23 protein-coding genes are annotated in these 25,381 nt (G+C 70.3%); 17 read left to right on the top strand and 6 right to left on the bottom strand.

The genetic code is table 11. From position 1 onward, the window contains the following. Window positions 1-11: 11 nt before the first annotated feature. From ftsW to EDD90_RS55895, 10 genes are all read left to right on the top strand, one after another. Window positions 12-1,367: a putative lipid II flippase FtsW gene (ftsW, locus tag EDD90_RS39495; RefSeq protein WP_123977892.1), complete on the top strand. Its 1,356-nt coding sequence runs from the start codon at window positions 12-14 to the stop codon at window positions 1,365-1,367. A 6-nt stretch (window positions 1,368-1,373) separates the two neighbouring features. Then, window positions 1,374-2,462, top strand: coding sequence for an undecaprenyldiphospho-muramoylpentapeptide beta-N-acetylglucosaminyltransferase (murG, locus tag EDD90_RS39500; RefSeq protein ID WP_123977893.1), 1,089 nt, complete (start codon window positions 1,374-1,376; stop codon window positions 2,460-2,462). A gap of 29 nt (window positions 2,463-2,491) precedes the next feature. Continuing rightward, window positions 2,492-3,286, top strand: coding sequence for a cell division protein FtsQ/DivIB (locus EDD90_RS39505; protein WP_123982118.1), 795 nt, complete (start codon window positions 2,492-2,494; stop codon window positions 3,284-3,286). 279 nt (window positions 3,287-3,565) lie between these two features. Then, complete coding sequence (ftsZ, locus tag EDD90_RS39515; RefSeq protein ID WP_123977894.1) at window positions 3,566-4,765, top strand: cell division protein FtsZ; 1,200 nt, start codon at window positions 3,566-3,568, stop codon at window positions 4,763-4,765. Between the two features lie 10 nt (window positions 4,766-4,775). After that, window positions 4,776-5,504, top strand: coding sequence for a peptidoglycan editing factor PgeF (gene pgeF, locus EDD90_RS39520; protein ID WP_123977895.1), 729 nt, complete (start codon window positions 4,776-4,778; stop codon window positions 5,502-5,504). 6 nt (window positions 5,505-5,510) lie between these two features. Next, window positions 5,511-6,230 carry a YggS family pyridoxal phosphate-dependent enzyme gene (locus EDD90_RS39525; protein ID WP_123977896.1) on the top strand — a complete coding sequence of 240 codons (720 nt, stop codon included), beginning with the start codon at window positions 5,511-5,513 and terminating at the stop codon, window positions 6,228-6,230. Between the two features lie 126 nt (window positions 6,231-6,356). Further along, complete coding sequence (locus tag EDD90_RS39530) at window positions 6,357-6,998, top strand: cell division protein SepF (protein ID WP_123977897.1); 642 nt, start codon at window positions 6,357-6,359, stop codon at window positions 6,996-6,998. A 50-nt stretch (window positions 6,999-7,048) separates the two neighbouring features. Continuing rightward, on the top strand, window positions 7,049-7,333 hold the full coding sequence (locus EDD90_RS39535) for a YggT family protein (protein ID WP_046729537.1): 285 nt from the start codon (window positions 7,049-7,051) through the stop codon (window positions 7,331-7,333). 56 nt (window positions 7,334-7,389) lie between these two features. Then, entirely contained in the window at window positions 7,390-8,682 is a 1,293-nt protein-coding gene (locus EDD90_RS39540; protein WP_123977898.1) for a DivIVA domain-containing protein, read from the top strand. Between the two features lie 305 nt (window positions 8,683-8,987). Then, window positions 8,988-9,155, top strand: coding sequence for a hypothetical protein (locus tag EDD90_RS55895; RefSeq protein WP_185149394.1), 168 nt, complete (start codon window positions 8,988-8,990; stop codon window positions 9,153-9,155). Between the two features lie 139 nt (window positions 9,156-9,294). Here the strand turns inward: EDD90_RS55895 and ileS are convergent, their stop codons facing one another. Next, window positions 9,295-12,432 (bottom strand): isoleucine--tRNA ligase, encoded by a 3,138-nt coding sequence (ileS, locus tag EDD90_RS39545; RefSeq protein ID WP_123977899.1) that lies wholly within the window; start codon window positions 12,430-12,432, stop codon window positions 9,295-9,297. Between the two features lie 602 nt (window positions 12,433-13,034). Between ileS and EDD90_RS39555 the strand changes: the two genes are divergently transcribed. The 6 genes from EDD90_RS39555 (at window position 13,035) to EDD90_RS39580 (ending at window position 18,651) form a co-directional block, all read left to right on the top strand. Continuing rightward, window positions 13,035-13,901, top strand: a complete 867-nt coding sequence (locus EDD90_RS39555) for a TraR/DksA family transcriptional regulator (protein WP_123977900.1) — start codon at window positions 13,035-13,037, stop codon at window positions 13,899-13,901. A 68-nt stretch (window positions 13,902-13,969) separates the two neighbouring features. Continuing rightward, window positions 13,970-14,578, top strand: coding sequence for a signal peptidase II (gene lspA / locus EDD90_RS39560; protein WP_123977901.1), 609 nt, complete (start codon window positions 13,970-13,972; stop codon window positions 14,576-14,578). Between the two features lie 72 nt (window positions 14,579-14,650). Beyond that, on the top strand, window positions 14,651-15,595 hold the full coding sequence (locus EDD90_RS39565; protein ID WP_123977902.1) for an RluA family pseudouridine synthase: 945 nt from the start codon (window positions 14,651-14,653) through the stop codon (window positions 15,593-15,595). After that, entirely contained in the window at window positions 15,592-16,062 is a 471-nt protein-coding gene (locus tag EDD90_RS39570) for a GNAT family N-acetyltransferase (protein ID WP_123977903.1), read from the top strand. The genes EDD90_RS39565 and EDD90_RS39570 overlap by 4 nt, the downstream gene beginning before the upstream one ends. 61 nt (window positions 16,063-16,123) lie before the next feature. Beyond that, on the top strand, window positions 16,124-17,710 hold the full coding sequence (locus EDD90_RS39575; RefSeq protein ID WP_123977904.1) for a Na+/H+ antiporter: 1,587 nt from the start codon (window positions 16,124-16,126) through the stop codon (window positions 17,708-17,710). A gap of 200 nt (window positions 17,711-17,910) precedes the next feature. Beyond that, complete coding sequence (locus EDD90_RS39580; protein ID WP_123977905.1) at window positions 17,911-18,651, top strand: SDR family NAD(P)-dependent oxidoreductase; 741 nt, start codon at window positions 17,911-17,913, stop codon at window positions 18,649-18,651. Window positions 18,652-18,660: 9 nt separating this feature from the next. Here the strand turns inward: EDD90_RS39580 and EDD90_RS39585 are convergent, their stop codons facing one another. Beyond that, the gene (locus EDD90_RS39585) at window positions 18,661-19,773 is read right to left on the bottom strand and encodes a mechanosensitive ion channel family protein (RefSeq protein ID WP_123982122.1); all 1,113 of its coding nucleotides are present in this window, start codon (window positions 19,771-19,773) and stop codon (window positions 18,661-18,663) included. A 140-nt stretch (window positions 19,774-19,913) separates the two neighbouring features. Here EDD90_RS39585 and EDD90_RS39590 point away from each other — a divergent pair, with 140 nt between their 5' ends. Then, window positions 19,914-20,483, top strand: coding sequence for a dienelactone hydrolase family protein (locus EDD90_RS39590; RefSeq protein ID WP_123977906.1), 570 nt, complete (start codon window positions 19,914-19,916; stop codon window positions 20,481-20,483). 30 nt (window positions 20,484-20,513) lie between these two features. Here the strand turns inward: EDD90_RS39590 and EDD90_RS39595 are convergent, their stop codons facing one another. From EDD90_RS39595 to EDD90_RS39610, 4 genes are all read right to left on the bottom strand, one after another. After that, window positions 20,514-22,184 carry an alkaline phosphatase gene (locus tag EDD90_RS39595; RefSeq protein ID WP_123977907.1) on the bottom strand — a complete coding sequence of 557 codons (1,671 nt, stop codon included), beginning with the start codon at window positions 22,182-22,184 and terminating at the stop codon, window positions 20,514-20,516. A 94-nt stretch (window positions 22,185-22,278) separates the two neighbouring features. Then, on the bottom strand, window positions 22,279-23,097 hold the full coding sequence (locus tag EDD90_RS39600) for a thioredoxin domain-containing protein (RefSeq protein WP_123977908.1): 819 nt from the start codon (window positions 23,095-23,097) through the stop codon (window positions 22,279-22,281). A 98-nt stretch (window positions 23,098-23,195) separates the two neighbouring features. Continuing rightward, on the bottom strand, window positions 23,196-23,888 hold the full coding sequence (locus tag EDD90_RS39605) for a hypothetical protein (protein ID WP_123977909.1): 693 nt from the start codon (window positions 23,886-23,888) through the stop codon (window positions 23,196-23,198). Between the two features lie 67 nt (window positions 23,889-23,955). Next, window positions 23,956-25,281: a DUF2252 domain-containing protein gene (locus EDD90_RS39610; RefSeq protein WP_123977910.1), complete on the bottom strand. Its 1,326-nt coding sequence runs from the start codon at window positions 25,279-25,281 to the stop codon at window positions 23,956-23,958. Between the last annotated feature and the right edge of the window lie 100 nt (window positions 25,282-25,381).

Here is a 25,381-nt window from a genome sequence, read left to right on the forward strand (position 1 = left end):
CGGAGGCGTTGATGCCCGGTAGCCGTACCGGCCGGCCGCCCGTACAGCGGGCGGTCCGCAGGCCCGCCGCTTCCCGCACGCCCCGCGAGAATCCGCTGCGGCGGCTGCACGCCCGTGCCCACCGGGCCTGGGACCGGCCGCTGACCGCGTACTACCTGATCCTCGGCGGCAGTCTGCTGATCATCGTGCTGGGTCTGGTGATGGTCTACTCGGCCTCCCAGGTCACCGCCCTGCAGATGTCGCTGCCCGGCTCGTTCTTCTTCCGCAAACAGTTCCTTGCCGCCTCCATCGGCGGCGTGCTGATGCTCGTCGCGTCCCGTATGCCGGTGAAACTGCACCGGGCGCTCGCCTATCCGATCCTGGCCGGCGCCGTCTTCATGATGGCGTTGGTGCAGGTGCCGGGGATAGGCATGTCGGTCAACGGCAACCAGAACTGGATCTCCCTGGGCGGCTCGTTCCAGATCCAGCCCAGCGAGTTCGGCAAACTCGCCCTGGTGCTGTGGAGCGCCGACCTGCTGGCCCGCAAACAGGAGAAGCGGCTGCTGACCCAGTGGAAGCACATGCTGGTGCCGCTCGTCCCGGTCACCTTCCTGCTGCTCGGCCTGATCATGCTCGGCGGCGACATGGGCACCGCCATCATCCTGACCGCGATCCTCTTCGGCCTGCTCTGGCTGGCCGGGGCGCCCACCCGGCTGTTCGCCGGCGTGCTGTCGATCGCCGGTGTGCTCGGTGTGATCCTCATCAAGACCAGCCCCAACCGGATGGCCCGGCTCGCCTGCATCGGCGCCACGGAGCCCAAGACCGGCGTCGCCGACTGCTGGCAGGCGGTCCACGGCATCTACGCGCTGGCCAGCGGCGGACTCTTCGGTTCAGGACTCGGTGCGAGTGTGGAAAAATGGGGCCAACTGCCAGAAGCCCACACTGACTTCATCTTCGCCGTCACCGGTGAGGAACTGGGCCTGGCGGGGACGCTGTCGGTGCTGGCCCTCTTCGCGGCTCTAGGCTATGCGGGTATCCGCGTGGCCGGACGCACGGAGGACCCCTTCGTGAGGTACGCCGCGGGAGGTGTGATCACCTGGATCGTCGCCCAGGCGGTGATCAACATCGGTGCGGTGCTCGGCCTGCTGCCGATCGCCGGTGTCCCCCTCCCGCTGTTCTCCTACGGGGGCTCCGCCCTGCTGCCGACCATGTTCGCGATCGGGCTGCTGATCGCCTTCGCGCGCGACGATCCCGCTGCACGGGCGGCGCTTGCGATGCGGCAACCTCGCTTTGGTAGAAAGCGGGGAGCCGGGGGTCCTCGGGGACCTCGGAGATGGAACACGATGCGACGGCGCGCCCCGGTGGCGCGCCCGTCCGGAGAGCGGTGAATTTCGGTGCATGTCGTACTCGCTGGTGGGGGGACCGCCGGCCACATCGAGCCCGCGCTCGCCCTCGCGGACGCCCTGCGCAGGCAGGACCCCACCGTGGGGATCACGGCCCTGGGCACGGAACGCGGCCTGGAGACCACGCTCGTCCCGCAGCGGGGCTATGAGCTGGCACTGATCCCGGCGGTGCCGCTGCCCCGCAGGCCCACCCCCGAGCTGATCACCGTCCCCGGCCGGCTGCGCGGCACCATCAAGGCCGCCGAGCAGATCCTGGAGCGCACCAAGGCGGACTGCGTCGCCGGCTTCGGCGGCTATGTCGCCCTGCCCGCCTACCTGGCCGCCAAGCGCCTCGGTGTGCCGATCGTGATCCACGAGGCCAACGCCCGCCCCGGCCTCGCCAACAAGATCGGCTCCCGGTACGCGGCCAGGGTCGCGGTCTCCACGCCCGACAGCAAGCTCCGCGACGCCCGCTACATCGGCATCCCGCTGCGCCGCTCCATCGCCACCCTGGACCGCGCCGCGGCCCGCCCCGAGGCCCGCCACCGCTTCGGCCTCGACCCCAACCTGCCCACGCTGCTCGTCTCCGGCGGCTCCCAGGGCGCCCGCCGCCTCAACGAGGTCATCCAGCAGGTCGCCCCCTGGATGCAGCAGGCCGGTATCCAGATCCTGCACGCGGTCGGCCCGAAGAACGAACTGCCGCAGGTGCACCAGATGCCGGGAATGCCCCCCTATATCCCGGTAAGTTACCTGGACCGGATGGACCTCGCGTACGCCGCGGCCGACATGATGCTCTGCCGCGCGGGTGCGATGACCGTCGCCGAACTCTCCGCCGTCGGACTCCCGGCCGCCTATGTCCCGCTGCCCATCGGCAACGGCGAACAGCGGCTGAACGCCCAGCCGGTGGTCAAGGCCGGCGGCGGCCTCCTGGTCGACGACGCGGAACTCACTCCGGAGTGGCTGCAGCAGAACGTCCTGCCCGTGCTCGCCGACCCCCACCGGCTGTACGAGATGTCCCGCGCGGCGAGCGAGTTCGGCCGTCGGGACGCCGACGACCTGCTCGTCGGCATGGTGTACGAGGCGATCGCCTCGAGCCGTTAGGACCGTATGACGAAAGGCAAGTGAGCAGCGTGGCCGGATCGACCACCGCCGAGCGCGGTGAACGCCAGCAGGAGTCGTCCGGCCCGCCGCTTCTGAGGCGGTGGAGGGACCGCCGCTTTCGCAGGTTCGTCGTTCTGGGCCTGGGGGTTGTCCTCCTGGGTTCCGGTTCCGTGTGGCTGCTGTACGGCTCCTCATGGCTGCGCGTGCGGCAGGTCTCCGTCTCCGGTACGGCCGTTCTGACGCCCGAACAGGTCCGTGAGGCCGCCGACGTACCGGTCGGCGCGCCGATGGTCTCCGTCGACACCGGCGGCATCGAGGCCCGACTGCGCCGGAAATTGCCCCGAATTGACGTGGTTGACGTCGCTCGTTCCTGGCCGCACGGAATCAGGCTGAAAGTGGTCGAGCGCACTCCGGTTCTACTCATCGCAAAGGGTGGAAACTTCACCGAAGTGGACAAGAAAGGCGTCCGGTTCGCCACGGTTTCGCAGGCGCCGAAAGGTGCTCCGCTGCTGGAATTGTCGCTCGCGCGGTCCGGTTCGGCGACGGCGAGCCTGCGCCGTTTCGGCACCGACGGGCTGGTGCGGGAAGCGGTCGACATCGCGGGTGACATTCCGGCCGCCGTCCGCCGGGAGACCCAGAGCCTCAAGGTCCGTTCCTATGACGACATCTCGCTGGTGCTGAGCGGCGGCCGTACCGTCGAGTGGGGCAGTTCCGAGAACGGTGCGGCCAAGGCCCGTACGCTCGGCGCTCTCATGAAAGCCGCTTCCGGCGCCCGGCACTTCGACGTGAGTGTTCCCACCGCCCCTGCGTCATCGGCGAGTTGACGCACATCAGCGCAGGCCAGCACCCTGGTTGGGCACTGCTACGGCTGATCACATAGGGTGAAAAGAAAAACGGGAGGTTCGGCGTGTTCGTTGAACGGGCGCCACTTGTCGACTTAGTGTCCTGTTCAGAAGACTCCAGGGAACAGACACACTGGTAACCCTAAACTTCAGGGTTAGGGTTCGGGTCGGCGCTACGGACCGTCCCATTCGGCATCCGCCGTCCCCGCGCGGGGCACCGCACGTGGACGGCAACGTAATTCGAGGCGAGAGGCCTTCGACGTGGCAGCACCGCAGAACTACCTCGCAGTCATCAAGGTCATCGGTGTCGGCGGCGGTGGTGTCAATGCCATCAACCGGATGATCGAGGTCGGCCTCAAGGGCGTCGAGTTCATCGCCATCAACACCGACGCACAGGCGCTGTTGATGAGCGACGCCGACGTCAAGCTCGACGTCGGCCGTGAACTCACCCGCGGACTCGGCGCCGGCGCCAACCCGGCCGTCGGCCGCAAGGCCGCCGAGGACCACCGCGAGGAGATCGAGGAGGTCCTCAAGGGGGCCGACATGGTCTTCGTGACGGCCGGCGAGGGCGGCGGCACCGGCACCGGCGGCGCGCCCGTCGTCGCCAACATCGCGCGCTCCCTCGGCGCCCTCACCATCGGCGTGGTCACCCGCCCCTTCACCTTCGAGGGCCGGCGCCGCGCCAACCAGGCCGAGGACGGCATCGCCGAACTCCGCGAAGAGGTCGACACCCTCATCGTCATCCCGAACGACCGGCTGCTGTCCATCTCGGACCGCCAGGTCTCGGTGCTCGACGCCTTCAAGTCGGCCGACCAGGTCCTGCTCTCCGGTGTCCAGGGCATCACCGACCTCATCACCACGCCCGGCCTCATCAACCTCGACTTCGCCGACGTCAAGTCGGTCATGTCCGAGGCCGGTTCGGCCCTCATGGGCATCGGCTCGGCCCGCGGCGACGACCGCGCGGTGGCCGCCGCCGAGATGGCGATCTCCTCGCCGCTCCTGGAGGCCTCCATCGACGGCGCCCGGGGCGTGCTGCTCTCCATCTCCGGCGGCTCCGACCTCGGCCTGTTCGAGATCAACGAGGCCGCCCAGCTGGTCAGCGAGGCCGCCCACCCCGAGGCCAACATCATCTTCGGCGCGGTCATCGACGACGCCCTCGGCGACGAGGTCCGCGTCACGGTCATCGCGGCCGGCTTCGACGGGGGCCAGCCCCCGGCCCGCCGGGACAACGTCCTCGGCTCCTCCTCGTCGTCCTCCTCCCGCCGCGACGAGCCCGCTCCGGTGCGGCAGCAGCCCGAGCGTCCCTCCTTCGGCTCGCTCGGCAGCGTGACCCCCAAGGAGGACCCGGAGCCGGCCCCCGAGCCGGTCGCCGACATCCCGGTCGCCCCGCCGGTCCCGCCGTCGCGCACCTACACGGACAGCGCGGCCGAGGAACTGGACGTACCGGACTTCCTCAAGTGATCCTTCAGACGTGATAGGACAGCACGAAACCGTGAGCGGCGCGCACTTCGCCTTCACCGACAGGTGGGGCGGGGTGAGCGCCGCTCCGTACGAGCAGCTCAACCTGGGCGGGGCGGTCGGCGACGACCCCGACGTGGTACGGACCAACCGGGAGATCGCCGCCAAGTCGCTCGGCCTGGACCCCGGCCGGGTGGTCTGGATGAACCAGGTCCACTCCGCCGACGTGGCCGTCGTGGACGAGCCGTGGGGAGACCGGCCGGTTCCCGAGGTCGACGCGGTCGTCACCGCGCGCCGGGGGCTCGCCCTCGCCGTCCTCACCGCCGACTGCACGCCGGTCCTGCTCGCCGACCCGGTCGCCGGGGTCGTGGCCGCCGCCCACGCGGGCCGGCCCGGCATGATCGCCGGGGTCGTTCCCGCCGCCGTACGCGCCATGACGGAACTCGGCGCCGACCCGGCCAGGATCGTCGCCCGTACCGGACCGGCCGTCTGCGGGCGGTGCTACGAGGTGCCGGAGGCGATGCGCACCGAGGTGGCCGCCGTCGAGCCGGCGGCGCACGCCGAGACCAGCTGGGGCACTCCGGCGGTCGACGTCGGCGCCGGAGTGCACGCACAGCTGGCGCGCGCCGGGGTGCACGACCGGGCACAGTCGCCGGTGTGCACGCTGGAGTCGAATGATCACTTCTCATACCGTCGCGACCGCACCACCGGGCGGCTCGCGGGCTATGTGTGGCTGGACTGATAGGGCATGACGGACCGTAGGGCCGAAATCGCTGCAAATCTGGCGAAAGTGGAGGAGCGCATCGCCGCCGCGTGTGCGGCGGCCGGGCGCAAGCGGGAGGAGGTGACCCTGATCGTGGTCACCAAGACCTACCCGGCGAGCGATGTGCGGATCCTTTCGGGGCTCGGTGTGCGCCATGTCGCCGAGAACCGGGACCAGGACGCGGCCCCCAAGGCTGTCGAATGTGCGGATCTGCCCCTCAGTTGGCATTTTGTCGGTCAATTGCAGACCAACAAAGTCCGATCCGTGGTGGGTTATGCGGATCTCGTGCAGTCCGTCGACCGTTCCAAGCTCGTCGAGGCGCTGTCGAAGGAAGCGGTGCGGGCCGGGCGCGAGGTGGGGTGTCTCCTTCAGGTGGCGCTCGACGCGGGTGCGAGCGGAAGAGGGGAGCGCGGCGGTGTGGCACCGGGCGGAATCGAAGAGTTGGCCGACCTCGTCGCCGGATCGCCGGGGCTCCGGCTCGACGGACTGATGACCGTCGCCCCGCTCACCGGGGAGTACGCGGGGCGCCAACGTGCGGCGTTCGGGCGGTTGATGGATTTGTCGACCGGCCTGCGCCGAGCCCATCCGGCTGCGAACATGGTCTCCGCAGGGATGAGTGCGGACCTCGAGGAGGCAGTGGCGGCCGGGGCGACACATGTACGCGTCGGCACTGCGGTACTCGGAGTCCGCCCCAGGCTCGGGTAACGTCGCCAGGAAGTCGGACCACAGCAGAAAATATGGTCAATGCGGCCCAGGGTGGGCGCAACGGCCACGTGGATCGCGGGACTTGGCAGTCGTCACGGATCCACCACAGAGCGGAGGACTCAGAGCATGGCCGGCGCGATGCGCAAGATGGCGGTCTACCTCGGCCTCGTGGAGGACGATGGGTACGACGGCCGCGGATTCGATCCCGACGACGACTTCGAGCCCGAACTGGACCCGGAGCCCGAACGGGACCACCGACGGCATGAGCCGTCACACCAGTCCCACGGTGCACACCAGTCCCAAAGGGACGATTCGGTACGAGTGGTGCAGCCGTCTACACCTCGCGAACCGGTGTCGCATTCCGCGGCGCTACCGGCGGAATCGGGACGCCCGGCGCGCATCGCTCCCGTGGCGTCCATCACACAAGAACGCGCAAGCCTGGAGAAGAACGCACCGGTGATCATGCCCAAGGTCGTGTCGGAACGAGAGCCTTACCGGATCACCACGCTTCACCCCCGGACCTACAACGAGGCCCGTACCATCGGGGAACACTTCCGTGAGGGCACGCCGGTGATCATGAATCTGACTGAGATGGATGACACAGACGCGAAGCGACTTGTCGACTTTGCGGCCGGTTTGGTGTTTGGTCTTCACGGCAGCATCGAGCGGGTGACGCAGAAGGTGTTCCTGTTGTCGCCTGCTAACGTCGATGTCACGGCGGAGGACAAGGCCCGCATCGCAGAGGGCGGGTTCTTCAACCAGAGCTGAGACGCAACACCGGTACCAGGCACGGAACAGGGGAGAGGGAAGCACGGATCATGAGCGTGTTCCTGGATGTGATCTACATCGCGCTGATGTGCTTCCTCATCGTGCTCATCTTCCGGTTGGTCATGGACTACGTGTTCCAGTTCGCCCGCTCATGGCAACCCGGCAAGGCGATGGTGGTCGTACTTGAGGCCACCTACACTGTCACCGATCCACCGCTCAAGCTTCTGCGGCGGTTCATCCCGCCGCTGCGTCTCGGGGGCGTGGCGCTCGACCTGTCCTTCTTCGTACTGATGATCATCGTCTACATCCTGATCGCGATCGTTGGTCGGCTGTGATGAGCGATGTGACCTACCGTCTTGCCGAACGCCGACGACTACGTTGAGGTGAAGAGATGCCGTTGACCCCCGAGGACGTGCGGAACAAGCAGTTCACGACCGTCCGCCTCCGAGAAGGCTATGACGAGGACGAGGTCGATGCCTTCCTCGATGAGGTCGAAGCCGAGCTGACCCGCCTGCTCCGCGAGAACGAGGACCTGCGCGCCAAGCTGGCCGCGGCCACGCGTGCTGCTGCCCAGAACCAGCAGAACATGCGCAAGCCTCCGGAGCCACAGGACCAGCAGGGCGGCATGCCTCAGCAAGGGGGAATGCCGCAGCAGGGTGGTATGCCGCAGCAAGGCGGTATGCCGCAGCAGGGCATGCGAGGTCCCGGCGCTCCGGTGCCCGCCGGAATATCGGGCCCGCCGCAGCAGCAGATGGGTGGCCCCATGGGTGGCCCCCCGCAGCTGCCGAGCGGCGCCCCGCAGCTGCCGGCCGGTCCCAGTGGCCAGGGCGGTCCGCAGGGTCCCGGTCCGATGGGCCAGGGTCCGATGGGTCCCGGTCCGATGGGCCAGGGTCCGATGGGCCAGGGTCCGATGGGTCAGGGCATGGGCCAGGGGCCCGGTCCGATGGGCCAGGGCATGGGTCCGGGCACCATGGGCGGTCAGCCCCCCATGCAGCAGCAGATGGGTGGTCCGATGGGCGGCCCCATGGGTGGTCCGATGGGCGGTCCCATGGGCGGCCCCGGTCAGGGTCCCGGTGGCGACAGCGCCGCGCGTGTCCTCTCGCTGGCCCAGCAGACCGCCGACCAGGCGATCGCCGAGGCCCGCTCCGAGGCCAACAAGATCGTCGGTGAGGCCCGCAGCCGCGCCGAGGGTCTGGAGCGTGACGCCCGTGCCAAGGCCGACGCGCTGGAGCGGGACGCGCAGGAGAAGCACCGCGTCGCCATGGGCTCCCTGGAGTCCGCGCGCGCCACGCTGGAGCGCAAGGTCGAGGACCTGCGCGGCTTCGAGCGCGAGTACCGCACGCGTCTGAAGTCGTACCTCGAGTCCCAGCTGCGTCAGCTGGAGACTCAGTCCGACGACTCCCTGGCGCCGCCGCGCACCCCGGCCGCTGCGTCCCTCCCGCCGTCCCCGGCGCCCTCCATGGCACCGGCCGGCGCGAGCGCCCCGTCCTACGGCGGCAACCCGTCGATGGGTGGTCCGTCCATGGGCGGGCCGTCCCCCGCTGCCCCGTCCTACGGCGGCCAGCAGCAGATGACGCCGGCGATGACCCAGCCGATGGCACCGGTACGCCCGCAGGGCCCCTCTCCGATGGGCCAGGCGCCGTCCCCGATGCGCGGCTTCCTCATCGACGAGGACGACAACTGACGGCCGCGCAGGGTAGTACGCCGTAGTCGTCGGCAGCGTTCAACAGGGCGGGGCCCCGGATTTCGATCCGGGGCCCCGCCCTGTTTATGCGTGTTGACGGCTTTGGCGGTCTTGACGGTGCCGGCGCGGGCCGCTGTAGCGTGCGCGGCATGGGCGGAGCAGGGGGACGCGGGGCGCCGGGTGGCCGACCTGGAGACTGGAGATACAGCTGTTCCGTGACGAGCCGGCCGTCGAGATCCGTACCCAGCTGACGGCGGCCGGACTGCCGGTGCAGGCCGAGTACCTGCCCGTCGAGGTCGGCACGGGTGTCCGCGTGGACGTCGACTACGGGGGACGACCCGGAGGGCGGTGTCTACGTGGGGTGGAATCCCGGGCCGGTGATCCGGATCGGATTCCACCGGGGCGACGTCGACGCCGAGCAGCACACCCGGATCCTGCATCACATGATCGCCGTCCACGAGGCGATGCGGTGAAGGGCCCGCGCAGGCCACTGCTGGAGGCGCTGGGCCTGGACACCGCGCGGGCGGCCTGGACACTGCCGCCGACCGACTGGAGCGACAACGAGGGCCCGGCCCCTCCGGAACGGGGTGACCGGGCCCTCGGACGCCGCGCCTACGCCTTCCGGAGACGGAAGGTGAGGGACAGGCCCTCGTCGGTGAACGGCTCGCCGTAGGAGCCGTCCGCCTCACCCTGTGCGAAGTCGGTCGCCAGCACCTCGTCGGCGATCAGCTCCGTGTGCTCCGCGAGCGCCGCGATCACCGCCGGGTCCGTCGACACCCACCGCAGCGCGATCCGGTCGGCCACGTCCAGCCCGCTGTTCTTGCGCGCCTCCTGGATCAGCCGGATCGCGTCCCGCGCGAGGCCCGCCTGCCGCAGCTCCTCGGTGATCTCCAGGTCGAGCGCGACGGTCGCACCGGAGTCCGACGCCACCGACCAGCCCTCGCGAGGCGTCTCCGTGATGATCACCTCGTCCGGCGCGAGCGTCACGGTCTCGCCGTCGACCTCCACCGTCGCCGTGCCCTCACGCAGCGCCAGCGACAGCGCGGCCGCGTCCGCCGCGGCGACCGCCTTCGCCACGTCCTGCACCCGCTTGCCGAACCGCTTGCCCAGCGTCCGGAAGTTCGCCTTGGCCGTGGTGTCCACCAGCGAACCGCCCACCTCGGACAGCGACGCCAGCGAGGAGACGTTCAGCTCGTCGGTGATCTGCGCGTGCAGCTCCCGGTCGAGCGCGTCGAAGCCGACCGCCGCGACCAGCGCCCGGGACAGCGGCTGCCGCGTCTTGACACCCGACTCCGCGCGCGTGGCACGGCCGAGCTCCACGAGCCGCCGTACCAGCACCATCTGCTTGGACAGCTCCGGGTCGATCGCGGACAGGTCCGCCTCCGGCCAGGACGACAGGTGCACCGACTCCGGCGCGCCCGGGGTCACCGGCACCACCAGGTCCTGCCAAACCCGCTCGGTGATGAACGGGGTCAGCGGGGCCATCAGCCGGGTGACGGTCTCCACGACCTCGTGCAGCGTGCGCAGCGCGGCCTTGTCACCCTGCCAGAAGCGACGGCGCGAACGGCGGACGTACCAGTTGGACAGGTCGTCGACGAACGCGGACAGCAGCTTGCCGGCCCGTTGGGTGTCGTATGCCTCCAGGGACTGCGTCACCTGGTCGGTGAGCGCGTGCAGCTCCGAGAGCAGCCAGCGGTCCAGGACCGGGCGGTCGGCCGGGGCCGGGTCCGCCTCGCTCGGCGCCCAGTCCGAGGTACGGGCGTACAGCGCCTGGAAGGCGACCGTGTTCCAGTACGTCAGCAGCGTCTTGCGGACGACCTCCTGGATCGTGCCGTGGCCCACCCGGCGGGCCGCCCACGGCGAGCCGCCGGCCGCCATGAACCAGCGCACCGCGTCCGCGCCGTGCCGGTCCATCAGCGGGATCGGCTCCAGGGTGTTGCCCAGGTGCTTGGACATCTTGCGGCCGTCCTCGGCGAGGATGTGGCCGAGGCAGACCACGTTCTCGTACGAGGACTTGTCGAAGACCAGCGTGCCGACCGCCATCAGCGTGTAGAACCAGCCGCGGGTCTGGTCGATGGCCTCGGAGATGAACTGCGCCGGGTAACGGCTCTCGAACAGCTCCTTGTTCTTGTGCGGGTAGCCCCACTGCGCGAACGGCATCGAACCCGAGTCGTACCAGGCGTCGATGACCTCCGGCACACGCGTGGCGGTCTTCTCGCACTGGGGGCACGCGAAGGTGACGGCGTCGATGAACGGGCGGTGCGGGTCCAGGCCCGACTGGTCGGCGCCCGTCAGCTCGGTCAGCTCCGCGCGGGAGCCGACCACGGTGAGGTGGTCGTCCTCGCAGCGCCAGATCGGCAGCGGGGTGCCCCAGTAGCGGTTGCGGGACAGCGCCCAGTCGATGTTGTTGTTCAGCCAGTCCCCGTACCGGCCGTGCTTGACCGTGTCCGGGAACCAGTTCGTCTTCTCGTTCTCTTCGAGGAGGCGGTCCTTGATCGCCGTCGTACGGATGTACCAGGACGGCTGCGCGTAGTAGAGCAGCGCGGTGTGGCAGCGCCAGCAGTGCGGGTAGCTGTGCTCGTACGGCAGGTGCTTGAAGAGGAGGCCGCGCTGGTTCAGGTCCTCGGTGAGCCTTTCGTCGGCCTTCTTGAAGAAGACGCCCCCTACAAGCGGGACGTTCTCCTCGAAGGTGCCGTCCGGGCGGACCGGGTTGACCACCGGCAGGCCGTAGGCGCGGCAGACCTTCAGGTCGTCCTCACCGAAGGCGGGGGACTGGTGGACCAGGCCCGTACCGTCCTCGGTCGTGACGTATTCGGCGTTGACGACGTAATGCGCCGGTTCCGGGAACTCAACCAGCTCGAACGGACGTTGATAGGTCCAGCGCTCCATCTCGGCGCCGGTGAAGGTCTGGCCCGTGGTCTCCCAGCCCTCGCCGAGCGCCTTGGCGACCAGCGGCTCGGCGACGACCAGCCGCTCCTCGCCGTTGGTGGCGACGACGTAGGTGACCTCCGGGTGCGCGGCGACCGCCGTGTTGGACACCAGGGTCCAGGGGGTCGTCGTCCACACCAGGAGCGCGGCCTGGCCGGCGAGCGGACCGGAGGTGAGCGGGAAACGGACGTACACGGAGGGGTCGACGACCGTCTCGTAGCCCTGCGCCAGCTCGTGGTCGGACAGGCCGGTGCCGCAGCGCGGACACCAGGGGGCGACGCGGTGGTCCTGGACCAGCAGCCCCTTGTTGAAGATCTCCTTCAGCGACCACCAGACCGACTCGATGTACGCGGGGTCCATGGTCACGTAGGCGTCGTCCAGGTCGACCCAGTAGCCCATGCGGGTCGTCAGCGCGGAGAACGCGTCGGTGTGGCGCAGCACGGACTCGCGGCACTTGGCGTTGAACTCGGCGATGCCGTACGCCTCGATCTCCGGCTTGCCGCTGAAGCCCAGCTCCTTCTCGACCGCGAGCTCCACGGGCAGGCCGTGGCAGTCCCAGCCGGCCTTGCGGCCGACGTGGTAGCCGCGCATGGTGCGGAAGCGCGGGAAGACGTCCTTGAAGACGCGCGCCTCGATGTGGTGGGCGCCGGGCATGCCGTTGGCGGTGGGCGGGCCCTCGTAGAACACCCATTCCGGGCGGCCCTCGGACTGCTCCAGGGTCTTGGCGAAGATCTTCTGCTCGCGCCAGAAGTCGAGCACGGCGTGCTCGAGGGCGGGCAGGTCGACCTGTGCGGGCACCTGGCGGTACGTCGGCGCTGTCATCTGCGAGCTTCCTCCAACGGACTTGCTGCCTTCCGTCGGAGGGACGAGAGCCTTGCCCTGCTTACGCCGTGTGCGGCGCGCTCCCGCGGTACCACCCTCCTTGGCCCCCCGGACGCCGTACGCGCCGGTGAGCCCCCTCATTGGGGTCGCGAAGCCGGCTCTACTCGCCGCCGCCTTTCGGCTGCGGCTTTCTTCCGGCGGCTCCGGGGTGATCTTCACATCGCGCTCGCCCCCGGGCTTCCACCGTCCCCGGGTCGCTCTGGGCTGCGTACGCCGCTACTCGTCCCCATCCACGCTTCTCGCTCCGCCCAGTGTACGGCTCCGCACGGACAGCGGCCGACCCGTTTTCCGGGCGCCGCCGGGGCCGGGCCGTCCACCTGCCGAGATGACCCGAATGGCGCGGTACGCGTGTTCGCATCCTTGGATGTCCGGCTCGGCGGATTACCGCGCGGGGAGCTGGGCACAACGCATGCATACCTGCTGCGTGGGGGGTGCGGGGCAGGCGGATCGGGCGGCGTGCCCCGTTGCCGCGGGACTCAAGTCGATTTATCGTCCCAGCACGATTCGCGTGCAAGATCACAATATGTGAAGGGGCCGCGGCCATGGTGGCGAAGAAGACCGCCGTACAGCAGTCGGCGTCCGGCCGGTCCAGGGGCGCGGCTGCCTCCGGCGGCGACACCAAGGGGGGCGGCGGAAAGAGGAACGCGCACGCGAGAGCGGCGGCCACTGCCGAGAAAACACCAGGTGAGAAGGGTGCCGCCAAGAAGGCGGCGGCAAACAGGACGCCGGTGAAGAAGGCGGCCGAGACGAAGACGGCGCAGCCGAGGGCGAGCGCGGCGTTGGGGGACGCCGTGGAGAAGTCGGGGAAGTCGGGGAAGAACGCGTCCAGGGCCACGGCGACGAAGACCGCGGCGGCGAAGAGCACGGCCAAGAAGAGCACGGCCAAGAAAGCGGGCGCGGCGCGGGCCGCGAAGCAGACGGGAGCCACGACAGTGGTTGCGAAGAAGACTCCTGGCACGGCCACGGCGGCGGAGAGCGCCGTCCCCAAGGCACGGGTCGCCACGGCGGCTCCGGGCGAGCTCGCGGTGCGTCCCGGCGAGGACCCGTGGACGCCCGAGGAGGTCGAGGAGGCGCGCACGGAGCTGATGGCCGAGGCGATGCGGCTGCGCACCGAGATCGAGGCGTCCGAGAACTCGCTCGCCGGCCTGATGCGGGACTCCGGGGACGGGGCGGGCGACGACCAGGCCGACACCGGCACCAAGAACATCACCCGCGAGCACGAACTGGCGCTGGCCGCCAACGCGCGCGAGATGCTCGAACAGACCGAACGCGCCCTGGGGAAGCTGGACGCGGGCACCTACGGCCTCTGCGAGAACTGCGGCAACCCCATCGGCAAGGCCCGGATGCAGGCCTTCCCGAGGGCGACGCTGTGCGTCGAGTGCAAGCAGAAGCAGGAACGCCGCTACTGAGCGCCGGGGTCACGCGAGGCGTGCCGTAGTCTCGTCCTCAGTCAGGCACCTAAGGTTGAGGGACTCACGTGGCAGAGGCGGAGCGCATCATCGGTACGCCGGGCACCCCGGACGACGGCGGCGAGCGGACGGCGACGCCCGGCGCGTCCGGTGCGGATCAGCAGCCGGCCCCGGACCAGCGGCGGCCCGGGCGCGGCCGCCGGATCGCCGTGCTGTTCGCGGTGGCCGCCTTCGCGTACGCCCTCGACCTGGTCAGCAAGATGATCGTGGTCGCGAAACTGGAGCACCACGCGCCGATCCAGGTCATCGGCGACTGGCTGGAGTTCCACGCGATCCGCAACCCGGGTGCGGCCTTCGGCTTCGGCGGCGCCTTCACGATCATCTTCACGCTGATCGCGGCCGCCGTCATCGTCGTGATCTTCCGCCTGGCCCGCAAGCTCTACAGCTTCCCCTGGGCGGTCGCCCTCGGCCTGCTGCTCGGTGGCGCGCTCGGCAACCTCACCGACCGGATCTTCCGCTCGCCGGGGATCTTCGAGGGCCAGGTCGTCGACTTCATCGCGCCCAAGGGCTTCGCGGTGTTCAACCTGGCCGACTCGGCGATCGTCTGCGGCGGCATCCTGATCGTGCTGCTCTCCTTCCGCGGCCTGGACCCGGACGGGACCGTCCACAAGGACTGAGAGAGCCGATGGGGCCGCGGGGCTCTGGGGCTTGCGTACGGGACTGTCGGTGGTGTCCGGCATACTCGACGGGTGAGTACGCTTCCCGAGATCCGAACCCTGCCCGTGCCCGACGGCCTGGAGGGCGAGCGCGTCGACGCCGCCATCTCCCGCATGTTCGGCTTCTCCCGCACCAAGGCGGCCGAGCTGGCCGCGGCGGGAAAGGTGCAGGTCGACGGCTCGGTGGTCGGCAAGTCCGAGCGGGTGCACGGCGGGGCCTGGCTGGAGGTCGAGATGCCGGGGGCGCCCGCGCCCGTGCAGATCGTCGCGGAGCCCGTCGAGGGCATGGAGATCGTGCACGACGACGATGACGTGGTCGTGATCGTCAAGCCGGTCGGCGTGGCCGCGCACCCCAGCCCCGGCTGGACCGGCCCGACCGTGATCGGCGGCCTGGCGGCCGCCGGCTACCGCATCTCCACCTCCGGCGCCGCCGAGCGCCAGGGCATCGTGCACCGCCTCGACGTCGGCACCTCCGGCCTGATGGTGGTCGCCAAGTCGGAGCGGGCCTACACGTCGCTCAAGCGCCAGTTCAAGGAGCGCACGGTCGACAAGCGCTACCACACGCTCGTGCAGGGCCACCCCGACCCGACCAGCGGCACCATCGACGCCCCGATCGGCCGCCACCCGCAGCACGACTACAAGTGGGCGGTCACGGCCGACGGCAAGCCCTCCGTGACCCACTACGACCTCATCGAGGCGTTCCGCGCGGCCTCCCTGCTCGACGTGAAGCTGGAGACCGGCCGCACCCACCAGATCCGCGTCCACATGGCCGCCCACCGCCACCCCTGCGTCGGCGACCTCACCTACGGCGCCGACCCGACGCTCGCCAAGCGGCTGCGCCTGACCCGCCAGTGGCTGCACGCGGTCCGACTCGGCTTCGAGCACCCCGGGGACGGCGAGTGGGTCGAGTTCGCCAGCGACTACCCGGCCGACCTGCAGAAGGCTCTCGACCAGGTCCGCGAGGAGACCTACGGATGAGCACGCGCGCGTACGGCGTACGGGTCGCCGAGGACCCCGCCGACCTGGCGGCGTGCTTCGCGGTCCGCAAGCAGGTCTTCGTCGTCGAACAAGGCGTCCCCGAGGACCTGGAGTACGACGCGTACGACGCCACGGCCCTGCATGTGCTGGCGGTCCGCGAGGACGGCGAACCGCTCGGCACCGGCCGGCTGCTGTACGGCGAGACGGCCGCGGAGAAGACCGGCGGCGACCTCTCCCTCGGCTCCCTGGGCCGGCTCGCGGTCTCCCATCAGGCCCGCGGTCTGGGCGTCGGCGTCGCCCTGGTCCGGGCGATCGAGGACGCCGCACGCGTGCGTGGCCTGACCGCCGTGGACCTGCACGCGCAGACCCACGCCCTGGGCTTCTACGAGCGGCTGGGCTACGAGCCGTACGGCCCGGAGTACGAGGAGGCGGGCATCCCGCACCGGGCGATGCGGCGCGCACTCTGACGGGTGTCGCATGGCAGGCTTGAGACCTGCTGTGTGATCGTCGACTCCCGGAGCGCTGGCCGTGGATCAGTTGGCCCTGTTGTTCGTGCTGCTGCTCGGGGCCCTGGTGAGCGTCCCGATCGGGGACCGGTTCGGACTGCCCGCGCCCGTGCTGATGACACTGTTCGGGATCGCCCTCGCGGTGGCCGACTTCGTACCCGACGTGAACATCCCGCCCGAGCTGATCCTGCCCGGCCTGCTGCCGCCGTTGCTCTACGCCGCCGTACGGCGGACCTCCTGGCGCCAGTTCGCGGCCAACAAACGGCCGATCTTCCTGCTCGCCGTCGCCCTGGTGTTCGTCACCACCGTGTGTGTGGCCGTCGTCGCCAACGCGATCGTGCCCGGGCTGTCGATCGCGGCGGCCGTTGCGCTGGGCGCGCTGGTCGCCCCGCCCGACCCGGTCGCCGCGACCGCCGTCGCCGGCCAGCTCGGGCTGCCCCGCCGGCTGGTGTCCATCCTGGAGGGCGAGGGTCTCTTCAACGACGTCACGGCCATCGTGCTGTACCACGTGGCGATCGCCGCTGTGGTCAGCGGTACGTTCTCGCCGTGGCGGGCCGGGCTGGACTTCCTGCTGTCCGCCGTGGTCGCGGTCGTCGTGGGACTGGTGCTCGGCTGGGGCGCCAACAAGCTGATGGACGTGCTCGGCGACGCGACCCTCCAGATCGGCCTGACCCTGCTCGTCCCGTACGTCTCCTACGTCGTCGCCGAGGAACTGCACGGCTCCGGGGTGCTCGCGGTGCTCACCACCGCGCTGTTCATCGCCGAGTACGCCACCGACGCCGACGACGTGATGACCCGGCTGGCCGGCTACACCTTCTGGGACATCGTCGACACGCTCGTCACCGGCGTCGCGTTCGGGCTGATCGGCCTGGAGCTGCACAACGCGATCCGTACGGCGTCCGGCCGCTGGGGCGAGCTGCTCGGCTGGGCGGCCGCGGTCGTGGGCGTGGTCGTGGTGGTACGGCTGCTCTGGCTGCTGCCGGCGACCTGGCTGACCAAACGCCTGCACGCGATGCGGGACTACGACGAGGAGATCCCGACCAGCTGGCGGGAGACCGTGGTGATGTGGTGGTCGGGGATGCGCGGGGTGGCGTCGGTGGCGCTGGCCCTGGCGATTCCCCTGCGGACCGACGCCGGGTCGGCCTTCCCGGACCGTGACGAGATCATCTTCATCGCCTTCGGCGTGATCATGGCGACGCTGGTGCTCCAGGGGCTGACCCTGCCGTGGCTGGTGAAGCGGCTGGGGGTGCGGGCCGACACCGAGCGGGAGGCGGAGTTCGAGAAGGAGCTGGCGGTGCGGGCGGCGAAGGCGGCACGGCGGCGGCTGAAGGAGATCGAGCAGGTCGAGGATCTGCCGGAGGACCTGACAGAGCAGATGCTGCGACGGGCCTTCGAGATCGGGTTCCGGATCAGTCCCGACGTGGCGGAGGACGAACGGCGGGAGGGACACGAGAAGCGGATGCGGCGGCTGAAGAGGGTGCGGCGGATCCAGTCGGAGATGCTGAGCGCGGCGCGCCACGAGGTGCTGGCGGCACGCAGCGAGCCGGGGGCGGACCCGGAGATCGTGGACCGCGTGCTGCGGCATCTGGACGTACGCAGCCTGCGCTGAGCGCTCCGCTGGAAGTGCCGTGACATGCCGTCGGCCGACCGCGGCACCGTCGTGGCCGGTCGCGCAGTTCCTCCCCCGGCCTTCGGCCGGGGGCACCCCCAGCGCCCCTTCGGGGGTGCTGTACAGCGGCAGTAATACAAGTACATGGCGGCTGTGGACAGTCACAGGCGCCGACGGCTTCTCGATCGTAGTCTCGGATCATGGCTCGGAACATTGTGATCAGTGGTGGAGGAACAGGGATCGGGCTCGCCGCGGCGCGGGTGTTCGCCGCCGACGGGGACCAGGTGGTGCTGCTCGGGCGGCGGAGAGAGGTGCTGGAGAAGGCCGGGGTCCCCGGAGCGGTCGTGCATGCCGCCGATCTGGCGGAGCCGGCCGGTGTGCGGGGTGTGGCCCGGTTCGTGGCCGAGGAGATCGGGACCGTGGATGTGCTGATCCACAGCGCCGGAGGGAACGCGGCCCTCGCGCCCGACGCGGACGCCGGTGACCCGCTCGACGCCGTCGCGCGCACCTGGACCGGGAACTTCCGGCAGAACACGCTGACCGCCGTCCTGCTCACGGAGGCGCTGAAGGATCGGCTCGCCGACCCCGGCGGACGGGTGCTGTTCCTCAGTTCGATCGCGGCGTTCAGAGGTTCCGGGACCGGGTCCTACGCGGCCGCCAAGGCCGCCCTGCATCCGTACGCCCATGACCTGGCCCGGGAGCTGGGGCCGCGCGGGGTCACCGTGAACGTCGTCGCGCCGGGGTATGTCGAGGACACCGAGTTCTTCGGCGGGCCGGTGGCGGAGTCACGGCGGGAGCGGCTCGTCGCCGAGACGTCGACCGGGCGGGCCGGGACACCCGGTGACGTCGCCGCCACCCTGCACTGGCTGGCGTCCCCGGCCGCCGGACACATCACCTCGCAGATCGTCCAGGTCAACGGCGGCGCCGAGCGCGGCCACTGAGGTGAGTCGTCAGATCCGGCCGGGGCGGGGCGGCTCGTGCAGACGTCGGGTGGCCGTCCCGTCGGCGGGGGCGGGGACGATGACGTCCGGCGGGAGGACCGCGTCGGCCGTGTTGACCCGGGGCAGGGCGTAGGGGTGCTCCGAGGACAGCCAGGTGATCATCTGCTCGCGGACCGTCACCCGGACCTTCCAGACGTCGTCCGAGTCCTTCGCGGTCATCAGTGCCCGGACCTGGATGGTGTTCGGCGTGGCGTCGGTGACCACCAGGCTGTAGTCCCGCCCGTCCCAGGCGGCGCACTCCCGCAGGATGTCCCGGAGCTTCTCGCGCATCGGCTCGATCGGAGCCGAGTGGTCGAGATGCCAGAAGACGATCCCGGTCATCTGCGGGGTGCCCCGCGACCAGTTCTCGAAAGGTTTGGAGGTGAAGTACGACACCGGCATGGTGATCCGGCGCTCGTCCCAGGTCCGTACCGTCAGAAAGGTCAGGGTGATCTCCTCGACCGTGCCCCACTCACCGTCGACCACGACCGTGTCGCCGAGGCGCACCATGTCGCCGAAGGCGATCTGCAGCCCCGCGAACATGTTGCTGAGCGTGGACTGGGCGGCCACACCGGCGACGATGCCGAGGACACCGGCGGAGGCCAGCAGCGAGGCGCCGGCCGCGCGCATCGCCGGGAAGGTCAGCAGCATCGCCGCCGCGGCGACCACTCCGACGATCGCCGTGACCACCCGCATGATCAGCGACACCTGGGTGCGCACCCGGCGGACCCGGGCGGCGTCGGTGTGGCCGCGGGCGTAGCGGGCGTACGACGACTCGACGATCGCCGCCGCTATCCGCACCACCAGCCAGGCCGCCGACCCGATCAGCACCAGGGTCAGCAGCCGGCCCACGGCGACCCGGTGCTCCAGGATCAGCTCCGCCTGGTCGTAGGAGCCTCTGAGCAGGGCCGCGCACAGCACCAGCTGGTAGGGGATGCGGCCGCGGCGCAGCAGGCCCCACAGGGGTGTCTCGCTGTGCCGTGCGTCGGCCTTGCGCAGCAGTAGATCGGTCGCCCAGCCGATCAGCAGGGTGAGGACGACGGCGCCGCCGAGCACGATCAGCGGGCGGAGTACGTTCTCCATCTCCATGGGTCGGAACGTAACCGGATCTGCGGGGTTCTGAACATGCCGCTCGGTGAGAAGAGCGTCACGGCCGTCGGCGGAGGCGGCCGGCACGACCGGGGTGCGACCGGGGTGCCGGAGCGGGCTGGCACCATGGGCGCATGAACATCATGCTTTTTCACTCGACCTATGGCCTCAGGCCCGCGGTGCGCGAGGCCGCGGACCGGCTGCGTGCCGCGGGGCACGAGGTGTGGACGCCGGACCTCTTCGAAGGGCGCACCTTCGACACGGTCGAGGAGGGCATGGAGTTCAACGAGTCGATCGGCAAGGACGAGCTGCTGAAGCGGGCCGTGCTGGCGGCGGCGCCGTACTCGGACCGCGGGCTGGTGTACGCGGGGTTCTCGCTGGGTGCCTCGATCGCTCAGACGCTGGCCCTGGGCGACGAGCGGGCGCGGGGGCTGCTGCTTCTGCACGGCACGTCGGACATCGCGCCGAACGCCGCGGTGGACGATCTTCCGGTGCAGCTGCACGTGGCCGAGCCGGACGCCTTCGAGACGGACGACTGGCTGAGCGCCTGGTATCTGCAGATGGGCCGGGCCGGCGCCGATGTGGAGATCTACCGGTACACGGGCGCCGGCCACCTCTACACCGACCCCGGGCTGCCGGACTACGACGAGGAGGCGGCCGAGGCCACCTGGCGGGTGGCGCTCGGCTTCCTCGAATCGCTGTAGGCGAGGGCTACGACACGGGGTGGGTGACGGCTACACCGGGTCGTAGGTGCGCTCCACCTTCTGGGTGCCGCTGCGGGTGCGGTACGAGCGCTCCCAGGACGAGGTGGCATCGGCCTTCGTCTTGTCGGAGAGGACGTAGTAGTCCATCTGCGCGCGGTCGGCGGTGATGTCCAGGACGCCGTAGCCGTGCCGGTCGGTGTCGACCCAGTGGACGTGCCGGTTGGCCAGCTGGATGAGCGGCGCGGCGACGGTGGAGACGACGCCCGGGGACACCTTGAGGATGTCGTCCAGGTTGTCGGAGGTCACCGAGGTGATCACGAACTCGGTGGCGGCGGAGGCGGAGAGCGGGTAGGTCCCGGCGTCCACCGGCACGTCGTTGGCCCAGGACATGTGGATGTCGCCGGTCAGGAACACCGTGTTGGTGATGGCGTTCGAGCGCAGGTGGGCCAGCAGCTCGCGGCGGTCGGCGGTGTAGCCGTCCCAGTCGTCGGTGTCGACGGCGAGGCCCTCCTGGGGCAGCCCGAGCAGCTTGGCGAGCGGCTTGAGCAGGTCGGCAGAGAGCGAGCCGATGGCGAACGGCGAGATCATCACCGAGTTGCCGACCAGCCGCCAGGTGGTGTCGGAGGCCTTGAGTCCGGCCTTCAGCCAGTCGAGCTGGGCGCGGCCGGTGATGGTGCGGTCCGGGTCGTCGACCGAGCCGCTGCCCGTGGAGACCTGCTGCGAGCGGAAGGAGCGCAGGTCGAGCAGGGAGAGGTCGGCGAGCTTGCCGAAGCGCAGCCGGCGGTAGGTGGTCCCGGCGATGGCGGGGCGGACCGGCATCCACTCGAAGTAGGCTTGCTTGGCGGCGGCCTGACGGGCCGTCCAGGTGCCCTCGGCGCCCTCGGTGTGGTTCTCGGCACCGCCGGACCAGGAGTCGTTGGCGAACTCGTGGTCGTCCCAGATCGCGACGACCGGCGCCTTGGCGTGCAGGGCCTGCAGATCGGTGTCGGTCTTGTACTTGCCGTGCCGTATGCGGTAGTCGGCGAGGGTGATGATCTCGTGGGTGGGCGCGTGCTCCCGTACGACGGTGTCGCGGGTGCCGTACTCGCCGGTGCCGTACTCGTAGATGTAGTCGCCCAGGTGCAGCCAGGCGTCGAGGTCGTTACGGGCGGCCAGGTGGCGGTAGGACGCGAAGTAGCCGGCCTCCCAGTTGGCGCAGGTGACGACGCCGAAGCGGAGGCCGGAGACGGTGGCGTCCGCTGCCGGGGCGGTGCGGGTGCGCGCCACCGGGGAGTCGGTGCCGCCGGCCGAGAAGCGGAACCAGTAGTCGGTGGCCGGGGCCAGACCGCGGATGTCGGCCTTGACGGTGTGGTCGGAGGCGGCGGTCGCGGTGACGGTGCCCTGCGAGACGATGTTCGTCAGCGCCTTGTCGGTGGCGACGACCCAGCTGACCTCGGTGTCCGGGCCGAGCCCGGAGCCGGGTACGGCGTCGGCGGTCGGCGTCACCCGGGTCCACAGCAGGACGCCGTCGGGCAGCGGGTCGCCGGAGGCCGTGCCGTGCAGGAAGGCGGGGGCGTCCGAGGCGGCCCGGGCCGGCAGCGCGGCGGCGAGCGGGGCGGTCAGGACGGCGGCCGCCGCCGCGGCCTTGACGACCGTACGGCGGCGGGGGGAGAGGGAGTTGGCACCCTCGGAGGCCTGTATGGATCTGTTTCGACTGGTCACGTCCGAAGAGGTTACTGACCAGTACGACCAAGAGCAGGCGAACCCGCAAAAGTTCGCCTGCTCTTCACCCGGAGCGGGAAACTCCGCCCGGTGGCTAGGCCTTGAGGGCCGCGTCGACCACGCGGTCGAAGTCCGCGACGGTCATCGGGGGGTTCCCGTTGGCGTCGGCCGTGAGCATCTTCCCGTTCATGACGAAGCTCGGGGTGCCGGTCACGCCGTCCTTGTTGGTGTTGAAGAGGTTCGACATGGCCATCGCCCAGGCGTCGTAGGTGCCCTTCTTGACGGCGTCGTCGAACTTCGCGTTGTTCTTCAGTGCGGGGACCGTGTTCGCGACCTTGATGAGGTACGAGTCGTCCTTGAACGTGTCGGTGGTCTCGTCCGGGTGCCACTTGGTCGAGTACAGCGCGGTCTTGTACTCGAGGAACGCCTCGGGGCTGATGTTCAGCGCGGCGCCCAGGGCGCTCAGCGCGTTCTTGGAGCCCTGGCCGTTGTCCTTGTTGTCGATGAACGTGCCACCGATGTACTCGATCTTGAACTTGCCGTCGTCGATGTCCTTCTGCACGGTCGAGCCGACGGTCTGCTCGAACTGGGCGCAGACCGGGCAGCGCGGGTCCTCGTAGACCTTGAGGGTCTTCTTGGCGCTGTCCTTGCCGATGACGACCGTGGTGCCCTTGGTGCCCGTGGTGTTGGCCGGGGCGACGACCTTGGCGTCCTTCAGGCCCTCCCAGTAGCTCGGCTTGTTGGCCTGGACGACGGCGTAGCCTATGCCGCCCGCCGCGGCCAGCACGCCCACGACCGAGCAGGCCACGATGACCTGCCGCCTGGCCTTGGCACGCTTGGCCTGCTTCTCGCGCTCGGCGCGCAGCCGCTCCCGGGCCGCGCCCTTGGCGGCCGCGCTGTTCCGCTTGCTCATGTTGGTGATCTCCATAGAGGACGCGCACATGTCGTACGCGGGATACGTGTGGGGGACTCGTCGTGCTCGGACGAGGGGCGTGCTCGGGAGGCGGGCGCTCAGGCGAAGGACGGTGCGAGCGCCCGGGAGCACGGCGGTCCACGCCGTCCCAGGGAGTGCGCGAGGACCAGGTCACGGGCGGCGGTCGTACGCGGCGCCGGGCGCGGCAGCCGTCGTACCGGAGCCGGCCGGACCGCGGCCGCGGCGACCGCGAGGAGCAGCGGGCGGAAGGTGGTGGCGGCGACGGCGCGCAGCAGCTGGGTCAGGGCGCGCTCGCCGCGGCGCAGCCAGGCGGCGGCGAGCAGGCCGACACCGATGTGCGCGGCGAGCAGCAGCCAGGCCGCCGCCGGGTCGGCGTGCGCGAGCATCGCGGAGGCACGGGAGCCGTCGGCCATCCGGGCCAGCGGGGTGCCTACGGCGCCGCCATGGCACAGGACGTCGAAGCCGACCGCGCGCAGCGGGCCGGCGATGGGACCGCCGGCCCGGCCGTAGCAGGCGTGCTGGCCGGTGGTGAAGACCGTGTCGGCGGCCAGTTCCAGCGGGATCAGCAGGGCCGCGATCCGGCCGAAGCCGCGCTCGCGGCCCGCCAGCGCGTACGCCGTGACGAACACACCGGCGGCGACCGCGGCCACCGTCGTGAACGGCAGCGGGGTCCGGGACAGCAGCACGTGCGACGCGGTGCTGAGCGTCACGACGAAGGCCGTGAACAGCACCGCGCGCACGGCTCTGAGCTGGGTCCCGGATATGTCCATGGTGGTGGAGAGTCTGTCACGTCCTTATGTAGGGGACCCCTAAAAGACCCCTGTGAATCCGCGAAGGTTACAGGCCTGGAATGCGGCCGTTGCGGAACAGGTCGACGAAGATCTGGTGGTCGGCACGCGCGCGTGCGCCGTAGCTGTGCGCGAAGTCGGTCAGCAGGGGAGCGAAGCCGTCCTCGTCGGCCGCGATCGCCGCGTCGATGGCCCGCTCGGTGGAGAACGGCACCAGGGACTCGCCGGACTGGTCGTCGGCCGCCGAGTGCATCGACGCCGTGGCCCGGCCGAGGTCCGCGACGACCGCCGCGATCTCCTCCGGGTCGTCGAGGTCGCTCCAGTCCAGGTCCACCGCGTACGGCGACACCTCGGCGACCAGCTGCCCGGCGCCGTCCAGCTCGGTCCAGCCCAGCCACGGGTCCGCATGGGCCTGCAGGGCGCGCTGCGAGATCACCGTGCGGTGGCCCTCGTGCTGGAAGTAGTCCCGGATCGCCGGGTCCGTGATGTGCCGGGAGACGGCCGGGGTCTGGGCCTGCTTGATGTAGATCACGACGTCGTTCTCCAGGGCGTCCGTGGAGCCCTCCAGGAGGATGTTGTACGAGGGCAGGCCGGCCGAGCCGATGCCGATGCCACGGCGGCCGACGACGTCCTTCACGCGGTAGGAGTCCGGGTGGGACAGGGACGACTCGGGCAGCGTCTCCAGGTAGCCGTCGAAGGCCGCCAGGACCTTGTAGCGGGTCGCCGCGTCCAGCTCGATGGAGCCGCCGCCGGAGGCGAAGCGGCGCTCGAAGTCACGGATCTCCGTCATCGAGTCCAGCAGCTCGAAACGGGTCAGCGAGCGGGCCGCACGCAGCGCGCCGAGCAGCGGGCCCTCGGCGGTGTCCAGGGTGAACGGCGGCACCTCGTCGCTCTTGGCCCCGGTCGCCAGCGCGTGGATCCGCTCCCGGTACGCGCCCGCGTACACCTCCACCAGCTCGGTGATCTGCTCGTCGCTGAGCGCCTTCGCGTACCCGACCAGGGCGATGGAGGCGGAGAAGCGCTTCAGGTCCCAGGTGAAGGGGCCCACGTAGGCCTCGTCGAAGTCGTTGACGTTGAAGACCAGGCGGCCGTTGGAGTCCATGTAGGTGCCGAAGTTCTCCGCGTGCAGGTCGCCGTGGATCCACACGCGCGAGGTGCGCTCGTCCAGGTACGGGCCGCCGTGCTTCTCGGCGTCGATGTCGTGGCAGAACAGCGCCGCCGTGCCCCGGTAGAAGGCGAAGGCCGAGGCCGCCATCTTCCGGAACTTCACGCGGAACGCGGCCGGGTCGGCGGCCAGGAGCTCGCCGAAGGCGGTGTCGAAGACGGCGAGGATCTCCTCGCCGCGCTGCTCGTCGTTGAGCTGGGGGACCGACATCGCTGGGTGCCTCCTGGTACGGGTGGTGCTCGACATGTGGGGCGGGTCTCTTGCCGTTCTCTTACCTGATCTTGCGGGATCCCTCACCGCGATCTCTCGC

Source organism: Streptomyces sp. Ag109_O5-1, from assembly GCF_003814875.1.
Taxonomy (GTDB): domain Bacteria; phylum Actinomycetota; class Actinomycetes; order Streptomycetales; family Streptomycetaceae; genus Streptomyces; species Streptomyces sasae.

What these genes read in the sequence shown, in the direction of transcription:
- EDD90_RS39580 (WP_123977905.1), top strand. Translation starts at nt 17,911, where the DNA reads ATGGCTCGGAACATTGTGATCAGTGGTGGAGGAACAGGGATCGGGCTC.
- EDD90_RS39530 (WP_123977897.1), top strand. Translation starts at nt 6,357, where the DNA reads ATGGCCGGCGCGATGCGCAAGATGGCGGTCTACCTCGGCCTCGTGGAG.
- EDD90_RS39570 (WP_123977903.1), top strand. Translation starts at nt 15,592, where the DNA reads ATGAGCACGCGCGCGTACGGCGTACGGGTCGCCGAGGACCCCGCCGAC.
- EDD90_RS39535 (WP_046729537.1), top strand. Translation starts at nt 7,049, where the DNA reads ATGAGCGTGTTCCTGGATGTGATCTACATCGCGCTGATGTGCTTCCTC.
- EDD90_RS39585 (WP_123982122.1), bottom strand. Translation starts at nt 19,773, where the DNA reads ATGGAGAACGTACTCCGCCCGCTGATCGTGCTCGGCGGCGCCGTCGTC.
- ileS (WP_123977899.1), bottom strand. Translation starts at nt 12,432, where the DNA reads ATGACAGCGCCGACGTACCGCCAGGTGCCCGCACAGGTCGACCTGCCC.
- EDD90_RS39600 (WP_123977908.1), bottom strand. Translation starts at nt 23,097, where the DNA reads ATGAGCAAGCGGAACAGCGCGGCCGCCAAGGGCGCGGCCCGGGAGCGG.
- ftsW (WP_123977892.1), top strand. Translation starts at nt 12, where the DNA reads ATGCCCGGTAGCCGTACCGGCCGGCCGCCCGTACAGCGGGCGGTCCGC.
- EDD90_RS39540 (WP_123977898.1), top strand. Translation starts at nt 7,390, where the DNA reads ATGCCGTTGACCCCCGAGGACGTGCGGAACAAGCAGTTCACGACCGTC.
- EDD90_RS39525 (WP_123977896.1), top strand. Translation starts at nt 5,511, where the DNA reads ATGACGGACCGTAGGGCCGAAATCGCTGCAAATCTGGCGAAAGTGGAG.
- EDD90_RS39605 (WP_123977909.1), bottom strand. Translation starts at nt 23,888, where the DNA reads ATGGACATATCCGGGACCCAGCTCAGAGCCGTGCGCGCGGTGCTGTTC.
- EDD90_RS39610 (WP_123977910.1), bottom strand. Translation starts at nt 25,281, where the DNA reads ATGTCGGTCCCCCAGCTCAACGACGAGCAGCGCGGCGAGGAGATCCTC.
- EDD90_RS39555 (WP_123977900.1), top strand. Translation starts at nt 13,035, where the DNA reads ATGGTGGCGAAGAAGACCGCCGTACAGCAGTCGGCGTCCGGCCGGTCC.
- EDD90_RS39590 (WP_123977906.1), top strand. Translation starts at nt 19,914, where the DNA reads ATGAACATCATGCTTTTTCACTCGACCTATGGCCTCAGGCCCGCGGTG.